This window comes from Streptomyces sp. NPDC057617 (assembly GCF_042800555.1).
Classification (GTDB): domain Bacteria; phylum Actinomycetota; class Actinomycetes; order Streptomycetales; family Streptomycetaceae; genus Streptomyces.
In genome coordinates this window covers 478,808-499,564 of sequence record NZ_JBHVGV010000005.1, presented here as the reverse complement: position 1 = coordinate 499,564, position 20,757 = coordinate 478,808, and the positions used below count along the sequence as shown (strand labels likewise).

Below are 20,757 nucleotides of genomic sequence, written 5' to 3'. Positions count from 1 at the left end.
GTACCCCCGGCACGGCGCCCCTGGCCGCGTGCTTCGGTCACTCCCCGCCGTCCTCCCGGTCGGCGCTCCCTCCTGTCCCTGCTGCGTCTCCTGTCCCTCCCGCCATCCCGGCCGCCGCCTCGTGCATCGCCAGTTCCAGCAGCGACGGGTCGGTGAGGGTGCCCGCGCCGTCCGGCGGGATCAGCCAGCGCATGCCACCGCTCGCCCGCCCCGGGTACGGGACGACGATCCAGGTCCCGTGGCCGGCTCCCCGTACCCCCGTACCGAGCCAGCGTGCGGCCGTCCCCGGCGGTACGAAGAAGCCCATCCGGGAGTCGCCGAAGTCGGCCAGGACCGGTCCGGGCCGGTCGACGAGCCTGGTCAGTACGTCGAGGGTCGGATAGCCGAGATCGGCGGGAAGGATCAGTACGTCCCAGCGGCGGCCGGCCGGGAGGAGCGCGATCCCGAGCGGATTGCGTTCCCATTCCCATCGGCAGGCCTCGGGATCCGGTGCCACCGATGCCAGCCACTCCACCGCGCTGCCCTGTGCGCCCGAGCCAGTCATGTGCCCGGCCTCCCATCCGTATTGTTGGACAGTGTGTCCATAGGAGGCGAGACACCGGTGGCGCCGGTCGATGACGCGGGTTCGGGCGACCACTTGCCAGTGATCTGACTCACACGGAGGAAGCCCAGGGATTCCAACGGGCTTGCCGGGGGCCTTCGTTCACCACCAGGACGTGGGATAGACCTCTCGCTGCAGACGGGAAGAGAGCATCTGCACCAGTACGAGCAGCAGGGCACCGACGGCCAGCAGGGGTACGAAGCGGTCGGCGGGCGGGTCGGTGAGCATGATCATGACGGCGGTCGCCATGGCGGGCGGATGGGCCGCCTTGACCAGGAGCGCGAGTCCGCACGCTGCCCCGCAGGCCACGGCGGCGGCCCAAGGGCCGTGCCAGCCGAGGGTGAGAATTACGAAGCTGACAAGGCAGGACAGCATGTGGCCGCCGATGACATGGCGAGGCTGCGCGACCGGCGACTCGGGAGTCGCGGTGATGATCGCCGTTGTGGCCGCGAGCGGCGGTATGAGCACGGTCTGGTTCGTGAGTGTCCCGACGGCCACCAGGACCGCCAGCCCGAACGATGTGGTGACGGCCGCGGACGCGACCCTCGCCGGGCGGGCCGGGACTTTTCCGCCTCCGCTCTCCCGGATCAGCCTCATGAACGCGACGCTCGCGCCCGAGAGGACGGCATCCTGCGGTGAAGCGCCTTCAAGGCGCGCGAAATCAGCACGGGAACTCCAGAATCGTCCCCGCTTCCTGGCCACGGCGGCTCGTCGTCCGTGAAGACGGGGATCACTCCCGAGATCCTGACGTCGCCGGCCGGGGCCTGTCCAAGTCGGGCTTTCGATCGCTTGATCGACGCCGTCGATCGATGCGCGCCTGCGGTATCACAGCCGGTAAGAGGCTGTCCCTAACTGTCGAAGCCCAGTCCGAGCCGGTCCATCGTGCGCAGCCATGCGTTGCGCCGGCCGCCCCGGGCGTCCGCGCGGGCCAGGGACCACTTGGTGAGGCCGATCCCGGCCCAGGCCGCGGGCTCGGGCGGGAACGGCAGCGGCTTGCTCCGTACCATCTCCAGCTCCGTACGCTCGGTCCGCTCGCCCGCCAGCAGGTCGAGCATCACGTCCGCGCCGAAGCGGGTCGCCCCGACCCCGAGGCCGGTGTACCCGGCGGCGTACGCGACCTGCCCGTCGTACGCCGTGCCGAAGAAGGCCGAGAAGCGCGAGCAGGTGTCGATCGCGCCGCCCCACGCGTGGCTGAAGCGCACCCCCGCCAACTGCGGGAAGCAGGTGAAGAAGTGGGTGGCGAGCTTGCGGTAGGTCTCGGGGCGGTGGTCGAGGCCGGCGCTGAGCCGCCCGCCGTACGGATAGACCGCGTCGTAACCGCCCCACAGGATCCGGTGGTCGGTGGTGATCCGGAAGTAGTGGAACTGGTTGGCGCTGTCGCCGAGCCCCTGCCGGTTCCGCCAGCCGACCGCGGTGAGCTGGTCCTCCGTCAGCGGCTCGGTCATCAGGGCGTAGTCGTAGACGGGGACGGTGTACGGGCGCACGCGCCTGACCAGCGAAGGGAAGACATTGGTGCCGAGTGCCACGCGCCGCGCGAAGACCCTGCCGTGCGGCGTACGGACGGCCATCCCGGCCCCGGACCGCGAGCCACCGGACCGTACGCCGGAGGACCTCGCCGCACCGGACCGTACGCCGGAAGCGCTCCCATCACGCGGCCTCACCCGGGCCAGCTCCAGCCCCCGGGTGTGCTCGTAGATCCGTACCCCCAGCTCCTGGCAGGCCCGTTTGAGCCCCCACGCGAGCTTCGCCGGGTGCAGCATGGCCACCCCGCGCCGGTCCCACAGCCCGCCCAGGAAGGTCGGCGAGTCGACCTCGGCGCGTACCGCGTCCCGGTCCAGCAGCTCAAGTCCGGTGAAGCCGAGCGCGGTCGCCTCCTCGTACCGCTCGCGCAACTCCGCGACCTGGTACGGCTCGGTGGCCACGTCGATCTCACCGGTCCGCTCGAAGGCGCAGTCGATGCCGTAGCGGGCGGCCGCCGCCTCGATGGCGTCGAGATTCCGCTCGCCCAGCTCCTCCAGCCTGTGCAGTTCGTCCGGCCAGCGGGCCAGCCCGTTGCTGAACCCGTGGGTGAGCGAGGCGGAGCAGAAGCCGCCGTTGCGGCCCGAGGCGGCCCAGCCCGCCTCGCGGCCCTCGATCAGGACGACATCGCGCTCCGGATCGCGCTCCTTGGCGAGGAGTGCAGTCCACAGGCCGCTGTAGCCGCCGCCCACGACCAGGAGGTCGCAGTGTTCGTCGCCGGTGAGGGCGGGCAGCGCGGCGGGCCTGCCGGGGTCGTCCAGCCAGTACGGGACCGGCCGGGCGCCGGAGAGCGCGTTCAGGGCGGTACGCATGGCACCTGGGGCCATGTCTGCCAACTCCTTCAGAAACGATCGAAAAACGATCCCAAAGCAATTCGGAAGCGACTACGGGGTGGCGGTCTTCTTCCGCCGGCCGCTGACGAGCTGTCCGCCCACCACCATCAGGACGGCGACGACGAACATGGCCGTACCGATCACATTGATCTGTACGGGCGTGCCGCGCTGCGCCGAGCCCCAGACGAACATGGGGAAGGTGACAGTCGAGCCAGCGTTGAAGTTGGTGATGATGAAGTCGTCGAAGGAGAGCGCGAAGGCGAGCAGCGCGCCCGCCGCGATCCCGGGGGCGGCGATCGGCAGGGTGACACGTACGAAGGTCTGCACGGGCCCCGCGTAGAGATCCCGCGCCGCCTCCTCCAGCCGTGGGTCCATCGACATGACCCGCGCCTTGACGGCCGTCACCACAAAGCTCAGACAGAACATGATGTGTGCGATCAGGACGGTCCAGAAGCCGAGCTGCGCGCCCAGGTTGAGGAAGAGGGTCAGCAGCGAGGCGGCCATCACGACCTCGGGCATCGCCATCGGCAGGAAGATCAGCGAGTTGACCGCGCCGCGCGCCCGGAACCGGTAGCGCACCAGCGCGAACGCGATCATCGTGCCGAGGACGGTGGCGCCGAGGGTCGCCCAGGCGGCGATCTGGAGAGACAGGGTCAGCGAGCCGCACAGATCGGCGACACCGCAGGGATCCTTCCAGGCGTCCAGCGAGAAGCGCTGCCAGGAGTAGTTGAAGCGCCCGTCGGGCTTGTTGAAGGAGAAGACCATCACCACGACATTGGGGACGATCAGGTAGCCGAGCGTCAGCAGGCCGCCGATGACCACCAGATTGCGCCGGACCCAGCGCCCCGTATCCGTCAGAACACCCATCAGACCAGGTCCTCCGTCCCTGCGCGGCGGATATAGACGGTGACCACCAGCAGGACGACCGCCATGAGGATGAAGGAGAGCGCGGCGGCCGTCGGATAGTCGAGGACCCGCAGGAACTGTGTCTGGATCACACTGCCGACCATCTTGGTGTCGGTGGAGCCGAGCAGTTCGGCGTTGACGTAGTCGCCGCTCGCCGGGATGAAGGTGAGCAGGGTGCCGGAGACGACCCCCGGCATGGAGAGCGGGAAGGTCACCTTGCGGAAGGTGGTGAAGGGCCTGGCGTAGAGGTCGCCCGCGGCCTCGTGGAGCCGCCCGTCGACACGTTCCAGCGAGGTGTAGAGCGGCAGGATCATGAAGGGCAGGAAGTTGTACGTCAGACCGCAGACCACCGCCATGGGGGTGGCCAGCACGCGGTCGCCCTCGGTCCAGCCGAGCCAGCTCGTCACATCGAGCACATGCAGCGAGTCCAGGACTCCGACGACCGTTCCGCCGTCCGCGAGGATCGTCTTCCAGGCGAGCGTACGGATCAGGAAGCTGGTGAAGAACGGCGCGATGACCAGCACCAGCAGCAGATTGCGCCAGCGGCCCGCCTTGAAGGCGATGAGATACGCGAGCGGGTAGCCGAGCAGCAGACAGAGGACCGTGGCGGTGCCCGCGTACAGCAGCGAGCGCAGGAACTGCGGGTAGTACTCCTGGAGCGCGTCCCAGTAGGTCCGGAAGTGCCACGTGACCTCGAAGCCCTGCTCCAGGGAGCCGGTCTGTACGGAGGTCGAGGCCTGGTAGACCATCGGCAGCGCGAAGAAGACCAGCAGCCAGAGGATGCCGGGCAGCAGCAGCCAGTACGGTACGAGCCGCTTGCGCGTGGAGGTCTTGCGCAGGGGAGGTCCAGGCTCGGCGGCAGGAGGGGCGGGAGGGGCTTCCGTGGTCGTCACGAGACCTCCTCGGCCACGGTCCCGGTGCCCGCGTCGATGTCCATGGCGGCGTCAAGTCCGAAGCTGTGGGCGGGATTCCAGTGCAGGACCACTTCGGCGCCCGGGCCGAGGCGCCCGTCCCGCTCGATGTTCTGCGCGTAGACCTCGAATTCCGGGCAGACCGGGCTGTCGATCACATACTGCGTGGAGACCCCTATGAAGCTGGAGTCCGCGATGCGCCCGGTGATCCGGTTGCGGCCGTCGGGGATCGTCCCGGCGTCGTCGGCGTGTACGAGCGAGATCTTCTCCGGCCGTACGCCGACGAGCAGCCGACCGCCGCCGGTGGTCGGCGCGGAGCACCGGTCCGATGGCAGCCGCAGCTTGGCACCGCCCGCCGTGACCACCACATCGCCGCCGCTGATCTCGGCGACCTCGGCCTCGATCAGATTGGAGGTACCGAGGAAGTTGGCGACGAAGGTGGTGTCCGGGTTCTCGTACAGATCGGCGGGGCTGCCGAGCTGCTCGACTCGGCCCGCGTTCATCACCGCGACCGTGTCGGCCATGGTCATGGCCTCCTCCTGGTCATGGGTGACATGGATGAAGGTGATGCCGACCTCGGTCTGGATGCGCTTCAGCTCAAGCTGCATCTGGCGGCGCAGCTTGAGGTCGAGGGCGCCCAGCGGCTCGTCCAGCAGCAGCACTTGGGGGTGGTTGATCAGCGCGCGGGCGACGGCGACCCGCTGCTGCTGTCCGCCGGAGAGCTGGTGCGGCTTGCGCTTGGCGTAGTCGCCGAGCTGTACGAGATCGAGCATGTCGCCGACCTGTTTGCGTACGGACTTGATGCCGCGGCGGCGCAGCCCGAAGGCGACGTTCTCGTAGATGTCGAGGTGCGGGAAGAGCGCGTAGCTCTGGAAGACGGTGTTCACGGGCCGCTTGTACGGGGGCAGTCCTGTGACGTCCTTGTCACCGAGGAAGACCGTGCCGGTGGTCGGTTCCTCCAGGCCGGCGATCATCCGCAGGGTGGTGGTCTTGCCGCAGCCCGACGCGCCGAGGAGGGCGAAGAACGAGCCCTGGGGGACGGTGAGATCGAGGGGCTTGACGGCGTGGAAGGACCCGTAGGTCTTGCTGATCCCGGTGAGGCGGACGTCGCCGCCGCCCCGGCTGGTGGATGCGGTCTCTGTCATGGGTAACGGTCCCGGGGATAAGTGGTGGACGGGCGGGCGGCGGGTGGTCACACGCCGGTGGGCGGGCGGGTCACGCGCCGATGAGCTTGGCGAACTTCTCCTCGTACGCCGTCTCTTCCTTGCTGCTCAGCGAGCGGAAGGCGTGCGAGGAGGCGGCCATCGCCGCGTCCGGGAGGATCAGCGTGTTGTCGGCCATCGACTTGTCGATCTTGGCGAGTTCGGCGCGTACCCCGTCGACCGGGCAGACGTAGTTGATGTACGCGGCGAGCTGGGCGGCGACCGGCGGCTGGTAGTAGTGGTCGATGAGCCGCTCGGCGTTGGTCTTGTGCCGGGCCTTGGCCGGGACCAGCAGATTGTCGCTGGAGATGATGTAACCGGTCGTGGGGATCGCGAACTTGACGTCGGGGTTGTCGTTCTGGAGCTGGACGACATCGCCGGCCCAGGCGACACACGCCGCGATATCTCCCTTGTCGAGGTCCGCTGTGTAGTCGTTGCCGGTGAAGCGGCGGATCTGCTTCTTGTCGACGGCCTTCTGGAGCCGGGCGATGGCGGCGTCGAAGTCGTCGTCGGTGAAGGACCCGGGGTCCTTGCCGAGGTCGAGCAGGGTCATCCCGACGGTGTCGCGCATCTCGGACAGAAAGGCGACCCGCCCCTTGAGCTGCGGATCGTCCAGAAGCTGGGAGACCGAGTCGACCTTGCGCCCGCCGGTCGCCTTCGTGTTGTACGCGATGACGGTGGGGATGCCGGTCCACGGATAGCTGTGGGCACGGCCGGGGTCCCAGTCGGGCGAGCGGAACTGCTGGGAGAGATTGGCGAAGGCGTGCGGCAGGTTCGACGGGTCGAGCTGCTGCGCCCAGCCGAGCCGGATGATACGGGCGGCCAGCCAGTCGGTGACGCATATGAGGTCGCGCCCGGTGTCCTGCCCGGCCGCGAGCTGCGGCTGGATCTTGCCGAAGAACTCGACGTTGTCGTTGATGTCCGCGGTGTACTTGACGGTGATCCCGGTGCGCCGGGTGAACTCCTCCAGCGTGGGGTAGTGCTTCTCGTCCTCGCTGACGTCCATGTACTCGGTCCAGTTGGAGAAGACGACCCGCTTCTCCTGTGCCGAGTGGTCCGTGGACGCCGGGCCGTCGCCCTCCCGTTTCGCGGGCGGGATCCCGCAGCCGCTCAGACCGGCGAGCCCGCCGATCCCGAGCGCCCCGGCGCCGGTGGCGCGCAGCATGGAACGGCGGGTGAGGGCGCCCCTGCCGCTGGTCATACTGCGCCGCGCGGCGGCCAGTTGGGCCGCGGACAGACGGTCGGGCTCGTACTGCTCCATGCGCTGTGCCCTTTCGGGTGGATGAGGCGGACCGGCCGCCGGTCTAACAGCGGTCACCGAAGATCGTGCGGTGCCAGTCCTTCCTGGCGACCGCCGTGTTGTCGTACATCACATGCTTGACCTGCGTGTACTCCTCGAAGGAGTACAGGGACATGTCCTTGCCGAAGCCACTGGCCCGGTACCCGCCGTGGGGCATCTCGCTGATGATCGGAATGTGGTCGTTGATCCAGACGCAGCCGGCCCGGATCTCCCGGGTCGCGCGCCCGGTGCGGTAGACGTCGCGGCTCCAGGCGGAGGCGGCGAGGCCGTACGGGGTGTCGTTGGCGAGGCCGATGCCCTCGTCGTCGGAGTCGAAGGGGCGGACGGCCAGGACCGGTCCGAAGATCTCGGACTGGACGATCTCGCTGTCCTGGGCGGCGTCCGCGACGAGCGTGGGACGGTAGTACGCGCCCGCCTTCAGGTCTCCCCCGGGCGCCCCGCCGCCGGTCACCACCCGGGCATGGGCGCGGGCCCGGTCGACGAATCCGGCGACCCGGTCGCGGTGGGTGTGCGAGATCAGCGGGCCGAGATCGGTGGCCGGATCGAGCGGATCACCGAGCCGTACGGTCTCCATCAGCTCGGCGACCTTGGTCACGAACGCCTCGTACAGCGGGCGCTGGACATAGGCGCGGGTGGCGGCCGTGCAGTCCTGGCCGCCGTTGATGAGCGCGGCGGCGACCGCGCCATGGACGGCCGCCTCCAGGTCCGCGTCGTCGAAGACCAGGAAGGGGGCCTTGCCGCCGAGTTCGAGGTGCAGCCGTTTGACGGTGGCGGTGGCGATCTCGGCGACCCGGCGTCCGACGGCGGTGGAGCCGGTGAAGGAGGTCATCGCCACATCGGGATGGCCGACGAGGTGCTCTCCCGCGTCGGGTCCCGCGCCGCTGACGACATTGATCACCCCGTCGGGGATTCCGGCCTCCTGGGCGGCTTGGGCGAACATCAGCGAGGTGAGCGGGGTGATCTCGGCGGGCTTCAGCACGATGGTGTTGCCCGCGGCGACGGCAGGCAGGATCTTCCAGGCGGCCATCTGGAGCGGATAGTTCCAGGGCGCGATCGAGCCGACGACCCCGATCGGCTCGCGGCGCACATAGGAGGTGTGGTCGCCGCTGTACTCACCGGCGGAGACCCCGTCGAGATGGCGGGCGGCGCCGGCGAAGAAGGCCGTGTTGTCGACGGTGCCCGGTACGTCGAACTCGGTGGCCAGCCTGATCGGCTTGCCGCACTGGAGCGATTCGGCGTACGCGAAGTCCTCGGCCTGATCGGAGAGGACGGCGGCGAAGCGGTGGAGGGCGTCGGAGCGCGCGGCGGGAGTGGCACCCGCCCAACCGGGGAAGGCCGTGCGCGCTGCGGTGACGGCGGCGTCGACATCGGCGGTGCCTGCGAGTTCGTACGAGTGGATCTCCTCGCCGGTCGCCGGGTTCACGACGGCATGGGCGCGGCCGGATGTGCCGGGCCGCAGCCGTCCGGCGATGAACTGCGCGCCGTCCGCGAAGCGGTCCCGCACCTGGAAGCGATGGGTCATGACGCTCTCCATTGGCCCAGTTGTTGTCCGGGGGTCGTTGGGGGTTGTCGTTGTTGTCGTTCCGGCTTCAATTGAGTGCCGATCCTGACAGAGACGCGCCACCTCAACAAGGGATTCCGTTGTTGCCTTTTGGTTACGCGACGGAATCGGTCGCCCCAGGAGCGCCTAGGCATACTGCGGCCGTACGGACTGTCAGTGGCGGCTGCGAGACTCGCGCTCATGGAACAACACCGGGGGAGCCCGGTCCGTACGGCGGCCGGGCTGGCCGAGCGCACGGAGCGCGGCGAGAGGATCAAGTATCTGCACTTCTGGGGGCATGCCCCCAGACAGGACGGCACGCTGGGCGCGAGCTGTCTGAGCCAGTGGTGGCCCTCGCCCTTCACCGTCGAGGGCGTCGAGTACGCGACGGCGGAGCACTGGATGATGGCGGCCAAGGCCCGGCTCTTCGGGGACGAGGAGGGCGAGCGCGCGGCCGTCGGCTCGTCGAGCCCGGCCCTCGCCAAGAAGGCGGGGCGGCTGGTGCGCGGTTTCGACGAGGCGGTGTGGGAGCGCGAGCGCTACGGCATCGTGGTGGCGGGCAGCGTCCACAAGTTCGGCCAGGACCCCGGGCTGCGCGCGTTCCTGCTGGCCACGGGCGAGCGGATACTCGTCGAGGCAAGCCCGATGGACCGGATCTGGGGCATCGGACTGGCCTCCGACGACGAGCGGGCGCACGACCCCGCGCGCTGGCGCGGGCTCAATCTGCTGGGGTTCGCGCTGATGGAGGCGCGTGAGCGGCTCCGGTACGAGGAGCCTCCGCGGATCTGATACGAGGTGCGCCCTCGGGCCCGGGCGGGCGCCCCCCAGAGGAGGCCGGGACCGCCGGGGCTGCCAGGACTCAGCGGCGGTCCTCAGCCACCAGCGAAGTGGCGAACGGATCGGTGTCCGTGGTGGGGTCCAGACTTTCGCCGTTCGCGACCACCCAGATCATCAAGCCCAGGAACGCGGCGCTGATCACGGCGCCGATCGCGCCCAGGACGATGCCCGCGAGCGCCATCCCGCCGTTCGTCGCCTGGCCGCGCTGGACCTTGCGGCGGCCGATGACCCCGAGGACGAGTGCGAGGACACCGACGATGACGCCGATGCCCCAGAGACAGAAGACGACCACGGAGATGATGCCGAGCACCATCGCGGCGATACCCATGCCGTTGGACGGTCCGGGCTGCCAGCCCGCAGAGCCGTAGTCCGGGTAACCGGGGGCCGGATATCCGGGGGCCGGGTCGGCGGCGGGGTAGCCGTAGCCCGGCGTCGCTCCGTAGGGGGACGCGGACTGCTGGGCGCCCGGCGCGGGCTGGGGCGGGGTGCCCGGGTAGCCGTAGGGCCCCGGGGCGGGCTGGGCCGGTCCGCCGGGCGCGACCGGCGGAGGCGGTACGGCGCCGGGCTCGGGCCCGGAGCCGGGTATCCCGGCGACCGTCGGCTGGTCGTGCACCGATCCGGCCGTCGGCGGCTGCGGTTCCGGCCACGCCACGGGGTCGTTCTGCGGCGCCTTGTGCTCCGGCGGAGCCCAGGGATCACTCGGCTCGTAGCCGCCCGACGGCTGCTCGCTCTTGTCTGACATGGGCCTCCCCCATCGTAATTCCGTCATGCTACGGCCTCCGCTGGACGCGGAACCGGCCCGGCCTACGATGATCCCTGACCCGAGCGGCCGGGGGCAGGGGGCGGAACGACCCGGCCCGGCGGACGCCGTACCACGCACACCAGCCCCACCATCCGGAGGACCCGATGACCGATCTGCGCCCCTTCATCGCGGGGCTGCCCAAGGCCGAGCTGCATGTCCATCATGTCGGCTCCGCCTCGCCGCGCATCGTGGCCGAACTGGCCGCGCGGCACCCCGACTCCAAGGTCCCTGCCGATCCCGAGGCGCTCGCCGAGTACTTCACCTTCACCGACTTCGCACACTTCATCGACGTCTATCTCTCCGTCGTCGATCTGCTGCGCACGCCCGAGGACGTCCGGCTGCTGACCTTCGAGGTCGCCCGTGACATGGCCCGGCAGAACATCCGCTACGCCGAGCTGACGATCACGCCGTACAGCTCGACCAGCCGCAACATCCCCGAGCAGGCCTTCATGGAGGCCATCGAGGACGCCAGGAAGGCCGCCGAGGCCGAGCTGGGCGTCATACTCCGCTGGTGCTTCGACATCCCCGGCGAGGCCGGACTGCAGGCGGCCGAGGAGACCACCCGCCTCGCGGTCGACCTGCGCCCCGAGGGCCTGATCGCCTTCGGGCTCGGCGGCCCCGAGATCGGTGTGCCCCGGCCGCAGTTCAAGCCGTATTTCGACCGCGCCATCGCCGCCGGGCTGCACTCCGTGCCGCACGCCGGTGAGACGACGGGTCCCGAGACCGTCTGGGACGCGCTGCGCGAGCTGGGCGCCGAGCGCATCGGCCATGGCACCAGCGCCGTCCAGGACCCGGAGCTGCTCGCGCATCTCGCCCAGCACCGCATCCCGCTGGAGGTGTGCCCGACCTCCAACATCGCCACCCGCGCGGTCGCCGATCTCGACAAGCACCCGATCAAGGGGATGGTCGCGGCCGGCGTGCTGGTGACGGTCAACAGCGACGATCCGCCGATGTTCGGCACCGACCTCAACCAGGAGTACGCGGTCGCGGCCCGGCTGCTCGGCCTGGACGAGCGGGGGCTCGCCGATCTCGCGAAGAACGGTGTCGAGGCCTCCTTCCTGGACCCGGGGAGCAAGGTGCGGCTCGCCACGGAGATCGACACGTACACCGCCAAATGGCTCGCCCGGTAGCGGCGGCGATGACGTCCGGCGACCGCGCGGGACCCGCGCGTACGGTGACCGCCGTGGGCCACCGCGGCGATCCCTACCGGTTCCGTGAGAACACCCTCGCGTCGGTGCGCTCCGCGCTGGAGCGGGGGGCCGACGCGGTCGAGGTCGATGTCCGGCTCACCCGGGACGGTGTGCCCGTACTGCTGCACGACTCCTCGCTGAGGCGGCTCTGGGAGCACGACCGGCGCCTCGCCGAGCTGACCCACAAGGAGTTGCGCGGGCTGACCGGCGGCGCGGTCCCGGCGCTGCGGGAAGCGCTCGCGGCGACGGACGGCGCCCGCCTCCTGATAGATCTGCCGGGCGCCACGGAGAGATCGGTACGGACGGTCGTCGCCGAAGTGCGCGAGAGCGGGGCCAGGGACCGGGTGTACTACTGCGCGGGCCCGCGCACGATGCTCGCCGTCCGCGCCGCCGACCCGGGCGCCGAGATCGCGCTGACCTGGACGACGCTCGCCCCGCCCCGCCCCACACTGCTCGCGGCGGTGCGGCCGCGCTGGCTCAACTACCACTTCGGACTGATCAGCCGGGCACTCGCCGAGCGCAACCACCGCGACGGACTGCTCGTCTCGGCCTGGACCGCCGACACCCGGCGCACCATGCGCCGGCTGATCGCCCGGGGCGTCGACGCGATCACCACCAACCGCGTCGATGTCCTCGCCGCTTTGCTGGCCGCCCCGGGCCACCGGAGTCCCGTACGGACCGCGCAGGAGGAGCGCTGACGGCCAACGGCGCGCGGGGCGGGCGGAGCAACAAGAGTTCCACCGCCCGCCCCGCGAAGCCGACGCGTCGGGCTCAGGCGTCGAGCGACGTCATCACATGCTTGATGCGTGTGTAGTCCTCGAAGCCGTACCCCGACAGGTCCTTGCCGTAGCCGGACTTCTTGAACCCGCCGTGCGGCATCTCCGCGACCAGCGGAATGTGGGCGTTGATCCACACACACCCGAAGTCCAGCGCCTTCGACATCCGCATCGCCCGCGCGTGGTCCTTCGTCCACACCGACGAGGCGAGTGCGTACTCGACGCCGTTCGCGTACTCCAGCGCCTGCGCCTCGTCCGTGAAGGACTGGACGGTGATGACCGGGCCGAAGACCTCGTTCTGGATGATCTCGTCGTCCTGCTTGAGACCGGAGACGACGGTCGGCGCGTAGAAGTAGCCCTTGTCGCCGACCTGGTGGCCGCCCGCCTGGACCTTGGCGTGCGCGGGCAGCCGCTCGATGAAGCCGGCGACCTGCTTGAGCTGGTTGGCGTTGTTGAGGGGTCCGTACAGTACGTCCTCGTCGTCCGCGGCACCGGTCTTGGTCTCGGACGCGGCCTTCGCGAGCGCCGCCACGAACTCGTCGTGGATCGACTCGTGGACGAGAACACGGGTGGCGGCCGTACAGTCCTGGCCCGCGTTGAAGTAGCCCGCCACCGCGATGTCCTCGACGGACTTGGCGATGTCGGTGTCCTCGAACACCACCACCGGCGCCTTGCCGCCCAGCTCCAGATGGACCCGCTTGACGTCCTTGGCTGCGGACCCGGCGACCTGCGCTCCGGCCCGTACGGAACCGGTGATGGAGACCATCGCAGGAATCGGGTGCTCGACCATCGTCCGGCCGCTGTCGCGGTCGCCGCACAGCACGTTGAAGACGCCCTTGGGCACGATCGCCCCGATGATCTCCGCCAGCAGCACGGTCGAGGCGGGGGTGGTGTCCGACGGCTTCAGTACGACGGTGTTGCCCGCGGCGAGGGCCGGCGCGAACTTCCACACGGCCATCATCATCGGGTAGTTCCACGGCGCGACCTGTGCGCAGACACCGACCGGCTCACGGCGGACCATCGAGGTGAAGCCCTCCATGTACTCGCCGGCCGAACGGCCTTCGAGCAGCCGGGCGGCGCCCGCGAAGAAGCGGATCTGGTCCACCATCGGCGGGATCTCTTCCGTACGGGTCAGCTCCAGCGGCTTGCCGGTGTTCTCCGACTCGGCCGCGATCAGCTCCTCCGCCCGCTCCTCGACCGCGTCCGCGATCTTGAGCAGCACCCGCTGGCGCTCGGCCGGGGTGGTGTCGCGCCAGCCGGGGAAGGCGGCCGCCGCGGCCTCCATGGCGGCGTCGACATCGGCCTGCCCCGAGAGCGGGGACGTGGCGTACGCCTCGCCCGTGGCCGGGTTGACCACCTCGATGGTCCGTCCGTCGGCGGCGTCCCGGAACTCCCCGTTGATGTAGTTACGCAGCCGGCGCAGCTCGGTGGTCACTGCCACCCCTCCTTCTGGTCGGATGTCCGATGGGTGAGACAGTCCCACCCTAATCCTTCGGCCGACGCTTTCGACAGGCCGACGCCCCGGGAACTTCGGATTCGGTGATATTGCGGCCCTTCAACAACGAATATCATCGATAGAGGGTTGCGGGACGGACGAGTCGCAGTGCACAGTGAGGCGCGTGGCCAGTCGTAGCGCAGACTCCAGAACAGACCCGGGCCCCGGTTCCCGGGGCGGAAACGGCTCGTCGTCCTCGATCGACGCCGTCTCCCTCGCCATCATCGAACAGCTCCAGGAGGACGGGCGGCGCCCGTACGCCGCGATCGGCAAGGCCGTCGGCCTCTCCGAGGCGGCCGTGCGCCAGCGCGTCCAGAAGCTGCTCGACCAGGGCGTGATGCAGATCGTCGCCGTCACCGACCCGCTCACCGTGGGATTCCGGCGGCAGGCCATGGTCGGCATCAATGTCGAGGGCGACACGGAGTCCGTCGCGGACGCCCTGGCGGCCATGGACGAGTGCGAGTACGTGGTGATGACCGCGGGCTCGTTCGACCTGATGGTGGAGATCGTCTGCGAGGACGACGACCATCTGCTGGATGTCATCAACAAGAGGATCCGCGCGCTCCCCGGCGTGCGCTCCACCGAGAGTTTCGTCTATCTGAAGCTGAAGAAACAGACCTATATGTGGGGAACCCGATAGCCGTGAGCAAGGACCTCTCCAAGACCGCGTACGACCACCTGTGGATGCACTTCACCCGCATGTCGTCCTACGAGAACGCGCCCGTGCCCACCATCGTGCGTGGCGAGGGCACCTACATCTACGACGACAAGGGCAAGCGCTACCTCGACGGCCTGTCCGGGCTGTTCGTGGTGAACGCCGGTCACGGCCGCCACGAGCTGGCCGAGACCGCCTACAAGCAGGGCCAGGAGCTGGCGTACTTCCCGGTGTGGTCCTACGCCCACCCCAAGGCCGTCGAACTGGCCGAGCGGCTCGCCCACTACGCGCCCGGCGATCTCAACAAGGTCTTCTTCACCACCGGCGGCGGCGAGGCGGTCGAGACCGCCTGGAAGCTCGCGAAGCAGTACTTCAAGCTGACCGGCAAGCCCACGAAGTACAAGGTCATCTCACGCGCCGTCGCCTATCACGGCACCCCCCAGGGAGCCCTGTCCATCACCGGACTCCCCGCGCTGAAGGCGCCGTTCGAGCCGCTGGTCCCGGGCGCGCACAAGGTCCCGAACACCAATATCTACCGGGCGCCGATCCATGGCGACGACCCCGAGGCCTTCGGCCGCTGGGCCGCCGACCAGATCGAGCAGCAGATCCTCTTCGAGGGCCCCGAGACGGTCGCGGCGGTCTTCCTGGAGCCGGTGCAGAACGCGGGCGGCTGCTTCCCGCCGCCGCCCGGCTATTTCCGGCGGGTCCGCGAGATCTGCGACCAGTACGACGTCCTGCTCGTCTCCGACGAGGTGATCTGCGCGTTCGGCCGCCTCGGCACGATGTTCGCGTGCGACAAGTTCGGTTACGTACCGGACATGATCACCTGCGCCAAGGGCATGACCTCGGGCTACTCCCCGATCGGCGCCTGCATCGTCTCCGACCGGCTCGCCGAACCCTTCTACCAGGGCGACAACACCTTCCTGCACGGCTACACCTTCGGCGGCCACCCGGTCTCCGCGGCGGTCGGCCTCGCCAACCTCGACATCTTCGAGCGCGAGGGCCTCAACCAGCATGTCCTCGACAACGAGTCCACGTTCTTCGACACCCTCAAGAAGCTGCACGACCTGCCGATCGTCGGCGATGTCCGCGGCAACGGCTTCTTCTACGGCATCGAGCTGGTGAAGGACAAGGCGACCAAGGAGACCTTCACGGACGAGGAGACCGAGCGCGTGCTGTACGGGTTCCTCTCCAAGGAGCTGTACGAGAACGGGCTCTACTGCCGCGCCGACGACCGCGGCGACCCGGTCGTCCAGCTCGCGCCGCCGCTGGTCTCCGACCGGTCGGTCTTCGACGAGATCGAGGGAATCCTGCGGTCGGTGCTGACGGAGGCATGGACCAAGCTCTGACCCCCGGCCTGGCACCCGGCCCTGCGCGGCCGGGCGCCCGGGGCCGGTGCTGAATCGTCACACCACCCGCATGACGGCCCGGGTGCGGCCTTTCGAGTGAGAAGGGCGGCACCCGGGCCGTGTGCTGTCCGATCCCCCGGTTCCGAATACCTAGCGTGCCCTGTGACCGATCGTCGCCGCCTTCGTTCACCCGGACGGCGGAGGTAAGTCCGATCAGAACCGAGGTGTACGCCATGGTGGCCCCGCCGGACAACGACGTGCTCTGGGCGCGTTCCCTGACCTACTCCCACAACGGATCGCCCGCGCTCGACGGCGTTTCGCTCGGCGTGCGCGAGGGCGAGATCCTTGCCGTGTGCGGCCCGCGCGGCAGCGGCAAAACGACTCTTCTGCGCTGTCTGTCGGGTCAGTTGGTCCCGCAGGAGGGCGAGGTCTGGTTCAACGACTCACCGGTCCACACCATGAGCGCGGTGCTGCGCGAGCGGCTGCGCAGGGACCGGTTCAGCTGGATCGACCCCGAGCCCGCCCTCGTACCCGAGCTGACCGCCTGGGAGAACGCGGCGCTGCCGCTGCTGCTGCGCGGCGCCTCGCACCGGGCCGCCAAGGTCAGCGCGCTGGAGTGGCTGGACCGGCTCGACATCGGGCAGTGCGCGCGCAAGCGTCCGTACGCCCTGCTCCAGGCCCAGCGGCAGCGGATCGCGGTGGCACGCGCCCTGGTCACCACGCCCTCGGTGCTCTTCGCCGACGAGCCGACCGCGCCGCTGCACCGTACCGACCGGGCGCAGGTGATCCGTACGCTGACCACCGCGGCCCGCTCGCACAGCATCACCGTCGTCCTCGCCACCCTGGACGAGGAGGTCGCGGCGCTCGCCGACCGTTCGGTCTCCCTGCTGGACGGCCGCCGGATCAGCTCGCTGGGACCGACCGAAGCGGAAGGCCAGGCCGCGTGCTCGCTCTCCGTCTAGGCCGTGGCGCCCAACCCCTGGTCCTGGTGCGCAGGCTGCTGGTCGTGGCGGCGTCCGCCGGGGTCGGTTTTCTGCTGCTGTGCACGCTCGGCTGGGCCATGGGCCATCCGGCCGGCTCCGCGGCCCGCCTGCTCTGGTGTCTGATCCCGCTGGCGGCGACGGTCCAGTTCGCGGTGGCGGTGGCCCGTACGGAACCGGGCACCCGGCCGCGGACCGGACTGTCGGCGGTGGGCCTCGGCCCGGCCCGGCTGACCACCCTGGCGGCCACCTCGACCGCGGTCTCCTGCGCGTTCGGCAGCGCTCTGGCGCTGCTCCTCTTCCTGCATCTCCGCAGCGATCCGGCCCGTTCGCCCCTCGGCGGCCAGGGCGCCGAGCTGCTGGCCAGGGGCCAGTCGCTGCCGCTGGCCGCGATGCTGACGTTGCTGGCGCTGGTGCCGACCTTCGCGACGGCCGCGACCGGGATGGCGATGCGGCATCACACCCGCAAGGCCGGCCGCCCCGCCGAGAACGTGCCGCCCTCGGTCCACACCCCGGCCGGGCTGCCCTGGGGGGTGGCCCTCACGGCGGCGGGGCTGGCGGTCGAGACGTACGCGAGCAGGAGCGGGGGCGGGTCCGCGCCGCCGCTGCCCGGTCAGTTCGACGGCACCTCGGCCGGTGTGCTGGCGGGCTGGTCGCTGACCGCCGTCGGTCTGGCCCTGGCCGGTCCGGGTATCACGTATCTCTGCGGGCGGCTGGTCCAGACCCTGCGGCCCGGCGCGATCCGGCTGCTGGCGGGGCGCACCCTGATGACCGAGGCCCGCAACATCGGCCGCCCGCTCGGCGTTCTGTGCGCCGTGATCTCGGGCGTGTTCGCCGCGACCTCGCTGTCCGGGCCCGGTGCGGTACGCCCCTTCGGGCCCCTGACCGGCCTCGGCGCGGCCCTGGTCATCGGCTGTACGGCGGCGACGCTGCTGACGTCCGCGGTGGAGTCCCGGCAGGCCCGCGCGGCCACCACCACGACGCTGCACCATCTGGGCGCCCCGGCCACGCTTCTGCGTACGGCGGCGGCGGTGCGGGCGACCGCGATCCTGACGATCTTCGCCCCGCTGACCTGGATGGTGGCGGCCCTGGCGGCGATTCCCCTGACGGCATAGCCCACTTGAGCAGAAGGCCCCCGGACCCCGCTGAGGTCCGGGGGCCTTCGCTTGCCGTCATGGCTTTGAGCCGCGGCTTTACGCTGTGCCGCCCTCCAGGACCACCACGTCCTCGGCGGCGAAGGCCACCCCGACCGCCGCGCCCACCCGTGGCGCGTCCCGGAGCCCGCACTCCGCTTCCAGTACCGGTCCGCCCGAGGGCCCGTCGGGCCGCAGCAGCACCGCGACCCTGCTGCCCCGGAACGTACGGGCCTCGACCGTGCAGCGCAGCGCGCCCCCCGGGTCGACCAGCCGTACCCCGGCAGGCCGTACCAGCACCGACCGCTCCCCCTGGGCCGATCCGTCCGGCACCGGGATCCGTCCCCAGACCGTATCGGCGGCCCCGCCGCTCACCGTCGCGTCCACGACATTGTCGAAACCGAGGAAGCGCGCCACGAACGCCGAGGCGGGCCGCTGCCAGACCTCCACCGGGGTGCCCGTCTGGGCGACCCGTCCGTCCCGCATCACCACGACCCGGTCGGCGAGCGCGAACGCCTCGCCCTGGTCATGGGTGACGGCGAGCACGGTCGTACCCAACCGTCCGAAGAGACCGCGCAGTTCGACCACCAGCCGCTCGCGCAGGCTCCGGTCGAGCTGCCCGAGCGGCTCGTCCAGCATCAGCAGCCGGGGCCGGGGAGCCAGCGCCCGCGCCAGCGCGACGCGCTGCTGCTCGCCGCCGGACAGCGCGGCGACGGCCCGCCGCCCCGCGCCCGGCAGCCCGACGAGATCGAGCAGTTCCTCGACCCGGCCCGTCTGTTCGCCGCGCGGGACCCCTCGCATGCGCAGTCCGAAGGCAACATTGCCGGCCACATCGCGCTGCGGGAAGAGCTGATGGTCCTGGAACATCAGCCCGACCCCGCGCCGGTGCACCGGCACCCCCGTCTGGTCGGCGCCGTCCAGCAGCACCCGCCCGCCGTCCGGCGCGGTCAGCCCGGCCACCACCCGCAGCAGTGTCGACTTGCCGCTCCCGCTCGGCCCCAGCACACAGACCGTCTCGTGCTCGGCGATCTCCAGGTCCACGCCGTCGAGCGCGGTACGGGCACCGAACCGTACGGTGATGTCCGACAGGGTCAGCAGGGCCATCAGAACTCCCCGGAGCGGTCGGTACGGATACGTTCCAGCGCCAGCAGCGACACCGCGCACACCAGCATCAGTACGGTGGACAGGGCCATGGCCTGCCCGTAGTTGAGTTCGCCGGGGCGCCCCAGCAGCCGGGCCACGGCCACCGGCAGTGTCGGCCGGTCGGGGCGCGCGATGAAGACCGTCGCGCCGAACTCGCCCAGCGACACGGCGAACGCGAAACCGGCCGCGACCAGCAACGCCCGCCGTACGAGCGGCAGATCGACCTCGCGCCACACCCGCAGCGGGGACGCGCCGAGGACCGCCGCCGCCTCGCGCAGCCGTCCGTCCACCGCCCGCAGCACCGGCAGCATGGTCCGGACGACAAAGGGCACGCCCACCAGCGCCTGCGCGAGCGGCACCAGGATCCATGAAGTCCGCAGGTCCAGCGGCGGCTTGTCGAGTGTGATCAGAAAACCGAAGCCGACGGTGACGGCCGAGACCCCGAGCGGCAGCATCAGCAGCGCGTCGAAGCCCCGCACGAGCCGGCCCGCGCGCCGGGTCAGCGCGGCGGCCGCGAGACCGCCCACCACCAGCGCGACGCCGGTCGCGGCGAGCGCGTACCGCAGCGAGTTCCAGACGGCTTCCAGCGGTGGTACGAGGAACGTTCCGCCGCTCGCGTCGAGCGAGCCGAGTGCACGGTAGAAGCCGAGGCCGTACCCGCCCGGCGTGTCGAGTGAGCGCTCGACGAGCACACCGAGCGGCAGCAGGATCAGCATCAGAACGGTGGCGAGGACCCCGCCGAGCAGCGCCCACTGCCCGGTCCCGCGCGGCCTGCGCGCCGTCTGCGCCGGGTCGACGAGTTTCAGCGCGCCCTCCCGTCTCCGTACGGTCCGGGCGTGCACCGCCAGCACCGCCGCGACCGCCGCGAACTGGACGAGGGTGAGCACGGCGGCGGTGGGCAGGTCGAGGAGCTGCGCGGTCTGCCGGTAGATCTCCACCTCCAGCGTGGAGTAGGCCGGGCCGCCCAGGATCTGTACGACCCCGAAGGAGGTGAAGGTGAAGAGGAAGACCATCAGGGCGGCGGCCGCCACGGCGGGGGCGAGGGCCGGCAGCGTCACCCGCCACCAGGCCGCGAGCCGTCCCGCGCCCAGCACCCGCGCGGCCTCCTCCTGGCGCGGGTCGAGCTGTGACCACAGGCCGCCCACGGTCCGTACGACCACCGCGTAGTTGAAGAAGACATGCGCGAGGAGGATCGCCCAGACGGTCGTGTCGAGCCGTATGCCCCACAGGTCGTCGAGCAGTCCGCCGCGCCCGAGCAGCGCCAGGAAGGCCGTGCCGACCACGACGGCCGGCAGGACGAAGGGGACGGTGACCACCGCGCGCAGCAGATGCCTGCCCGGGAAGTCGAAGCGTGCGAAGACATACGCGCCGGGCAGGGCGATCAGCAGGGTGAGCGCGGTGGAGGCGAGCGCCTGCCAGGTGGTGAACCAGAGAACACCGAGGATGTCGGGACGGCTCAGTACCTCGCCGACGCGGCCGAACTGCCAGGTGCCGTCGGCCTTGAGGCCGCGGCCGACGATCGCGGTCACGGGATAGGCGAAGAAGACCGCGAAGAACGCGACGGGTACGGCCATGAGGACGAGCCG

Annotated in this window: 19 protein-coding genes; 7 read left to right on the top strand and 12 right to left on the bottom strand. The window is 70.5% G+C overall.

From position 1 onward, the window contains the following. Nucleotides 1-37 precede the first annotated feature (37 nt). From ACFU9P_RS16135 to ACFU9P_RS16100, 8 genes are all read right to left on the bottom strand, one after another. Nucleotides 38-544, bottom strand: coding sequence for a hypothetical protein (locus ACFU9P_RS16135; RefSeq protein ID WP_384080902.1), 507 nt, complete (start codon nt 542-544; stop codon nt 38-40). A 159-nt stretch (nt 545-703) separates the two neighbouring features. Then, nucleotides 704-1,198 carry an HPP family protein gene (locus tag ACFU9P_RS16130; RefSeq protein WP_384080899.1) on the bottom strand — a complete coding sequence of 165 codons (495 nt, stop codon included), beginning with the start codon at nt 1,196-1,198 and terminating at the stop codon, nt 704-706. 251 nt (nt 1,199-1,449) lie between these two features. After that, a complete protein-coding gene (locus tag ACFU9P_RS16125) occupies nt 1,450-2,946 on the bottom strand; it encodes an NAD(P)/FAD-dependent oxidoreductase (RefSeq protein ID WP_384080896.1) in 1,497 nt (498 codons plus the stop codon). Nucleotides 2,947-3,003: 57 nt separating this feature from the next. After that, the gene (locus ACFU9P_RS16120; protein ID WP_384080893.1) at nt 3,004-3,819 is read right to left on the bottom strand and encodes an ABC transporter permease; all 816 of its coding nucleotides are present in this window, start codon (nt 3,817-3,819) and stop codon (nt 3,004-3,006) included. Beyond that, on the bottom strand, nt 3,819-4,751 hold the full coding sequence (locus ACFU9P_RS16115; RefSeq protein ID WP_376371244.1) for an ABC transporter permease: 933 nt from the start codon (nt 4,749-4,751) through the stop codon (nt 3,819-3,821). Before ACFU9P_RS16115 ends, ACFU9P_RS16120 begins: the two co-directional genes overlap by 1 nt. Then, complete coding sequence (locus ACFU9P_RS16110; RefSeq protein ID WP_384080890.1) at nt 4,748-5,914, bottom strand: ABC transporter ATP-binding protein; 1,167 nt, start codon at nt 5,912-5,914, stop codon at nt 4,748-4,750. Before ACFU9P_RS16110 ends, ACFU9P_RS16115 begins: the two co-directional genes overlap by 4 nt. A gap of 70 nt (nt 5,915-5,984) precedes the next feature. Beyond that, the gene (locus tag ACFU9P_RS16105; protein ID WP_376371250.1) at nt 5,985-7,232 is read right to left on the bottom strand and encodes a PotD/PotF family extracellular solute-binding protein; all 1,248 of its coding nucleotides are present in this window, start codon (nt 7,230-7,232) and stop codon (nt 5,985-5,987) included. A 43-nt stretch (nt 7,233-7,275) separates the two neighbouring features. After that, nucleotides 7,276-8,793 (bottom strand): gamma-aminobutyraldehyde dehydrogenase, encoded by a 1,518-nt coding sequence (locus ACFU9P_RS16100; RefSeq protein WP_384080886.1) that lies wholly within the window; start codon nt 8,791-8,793, stop codon nt 7,276-7,278. A gap of 219 nt (nt 8,794-9,012) precedes the next feature. Between ACFU9P_RS16100 and ACFU9P_RS16095 the strand changes: the two genes are divergently transcribed. After that, complete coding sequence (locus tag ACFU9P_RS16095) at nt 9,013-9,600, top strand: NADAR family protein (protein ID WP_384080883.1); 588 nt, start codon at nt 9,013-9,015, stop codon at nt 9,598-9,600. Nucleotides 9,601-9,670: 70 nt separating this feature from the next. Here ACFU9P_RS16095 and ACFU9P_RS16090 read toward each other — a convergent pair whose 3' ends face one another. Next, nucleotides 9,671-10,390 (bottom strand): DUF4190 domain-containing protein, encoded by a 720-nt coding sequence (locus tag ACFU9P_RS16090; RefSeq protein ID WP_384080880.1) that lies wholly within the window; start codon nt 10,388-10,390, stop codon nt 9,671-9,673. Nucleotides 10,391-10,554: 164 nt separating this feature from the next. Between ACFU9P_RS16090 and ACFU9P_RS16085 the strand changes: the two genes are divergently transcribed. Both ACFU9P_RS16085 and ACFU9P_RS16080 read left to right on the top strand, forming a co-directional pair. Continuing rightward, nucleotides 10,555-11,580: an adenosine deaminase gene (locus ACFU9P_RS16085; RefSeq protein ID WP_384080877.1), complete on the top strand. Its 1,026-nt coding sequence runs from the start codon at nt 10,555-10,557 to the stop codon at nt 11,578-11,580. After that, nucleotides 11,565-12,338: a glycerophosphodiester phosphodiesterase gene (locus ACFU9P_RS16080; protein ID WP_376371263.1), complete on the top strand. Its 774-nt coding sequence runs from the start codon at nt 11,565-11,567 to the stop codon at nt 12,336-12,338. The genes ACFU9P_RS16085 and ACFU9P_RS16080 overlap by 16 nt, the downstream gene beginning before the upstream one ends. 73 nt (nt 12,339-12,411) lie before the next feature. Here ACFU9P_RS16080 and ACFU9P_RS16075 read toward each other — a convergent pair whose 3' ends face one another. After that, nucleotides 12,412-13,851, bottom strand: coding sequence for a gamma-aminobutyraldehyde dehydrogenase (locus ACFU9P_RS16075; protein WP_384080872.1), 1,440 nt, complete (start codon nt 13,849-13,851; stop codon nt 12,412-12,414). A gap of 184 nt (nt 13,852-14,035) precedes the next feature. Between ACFU9P_RS16075 and ACFU9P_RS16070 the strand changes: the two genes are divergently transcribed. From ACFU9P_RS16070 to ACFU9P_RS16055, 4 genes are all read left to right on the top strand, one after another. Further along, the gene (locus ACFU9P_RS16070) at nt 14,036-14,551 is read left to right on the top strand and encodes an Lrp/AsnC family transcriptional regulator (RefSeq protein WP_046499681.1); all 516 of its coding nucleotides are present in this window, start codon (nt 14,036-14,038) and stop codon (nt 14,549-14,551) included. Next, the gene (locus tag ACFU9P_RS16065) at nt 14,536-15,915 is read left to right on the top strand and encodes an aspartate aminotransferase family protein (protein WP_376371266.1); all 1,380 of its coding nucleotides are present in this window, start codon (nt 14,536-14,538) and stop codon (nt 15,913-15,915) included. The genes ACFU9P_RS16070 and ACFU9P_RS16065 overlap by 16 nt, the downstream gene beginning before the upstream one ends. Before the next feature lie 233 nt (nt 15,916-16,148). Further along, nucleotides 16,149-16,877, top strand: a complete 729-nt coding sequence (locus ACFU9P_RS16060) for an ABC transporter ATP-binding protein (protein ID WP_376371269.1) — start codon at nt 16,149-16,151, stop codon at nt 16,875-16,877. After that, a complete protein-coding gene (locus tag ACFU9P_RS16055; protein ID WP_376371272.1) occupies nt 16,859-18,010 on the top strand; it encodes a hypothetical protein in 1,152 nt (383 codons plus the stop codon). The genes ACFU9P_RS16060 and ACFU9P_RS16055 overlap by 19 nt, the downstream gene beginning before the upstream one ends. Before the next feature lie 78 nt (nt 18,011-18,088). Here ACFU9P_RS16055 and ACFU9P_RS16050 read toward each other — a convergent pair whose 3' ends face one another. Both ACFU9P_RS16050 and ACFU9P_RS16045 read right to left on the bottom strand, forming a co-directional pair. Further along, a complete protein-coding gene (locus ACFU9P_RS16050) occupies nt 18,089-19,132 on the bottom strand; it encodes an ABC transporter ATP-binding protein (protein ID WP_384080866.1) in 1,044 nt (347 codons plus the stop codon). Then, complete coding sequence (locus tag ACFU9P_RS16045; RefSeq protein WP_384080863.1) at nt 19,132-20,745, bottom strand: ABC transporter permease; 1,614 nt, start codon at nt 20,743-20,745, stop codon at nt 19,132-19,134. Before ACFU9P_RS16045 ends, ACFU9P_RS16050 begins: the two co-directional genes overlap by 1 nt. Between the last annotated feature and the right edge of the window lie 12 nt (nt 20,746-20,757).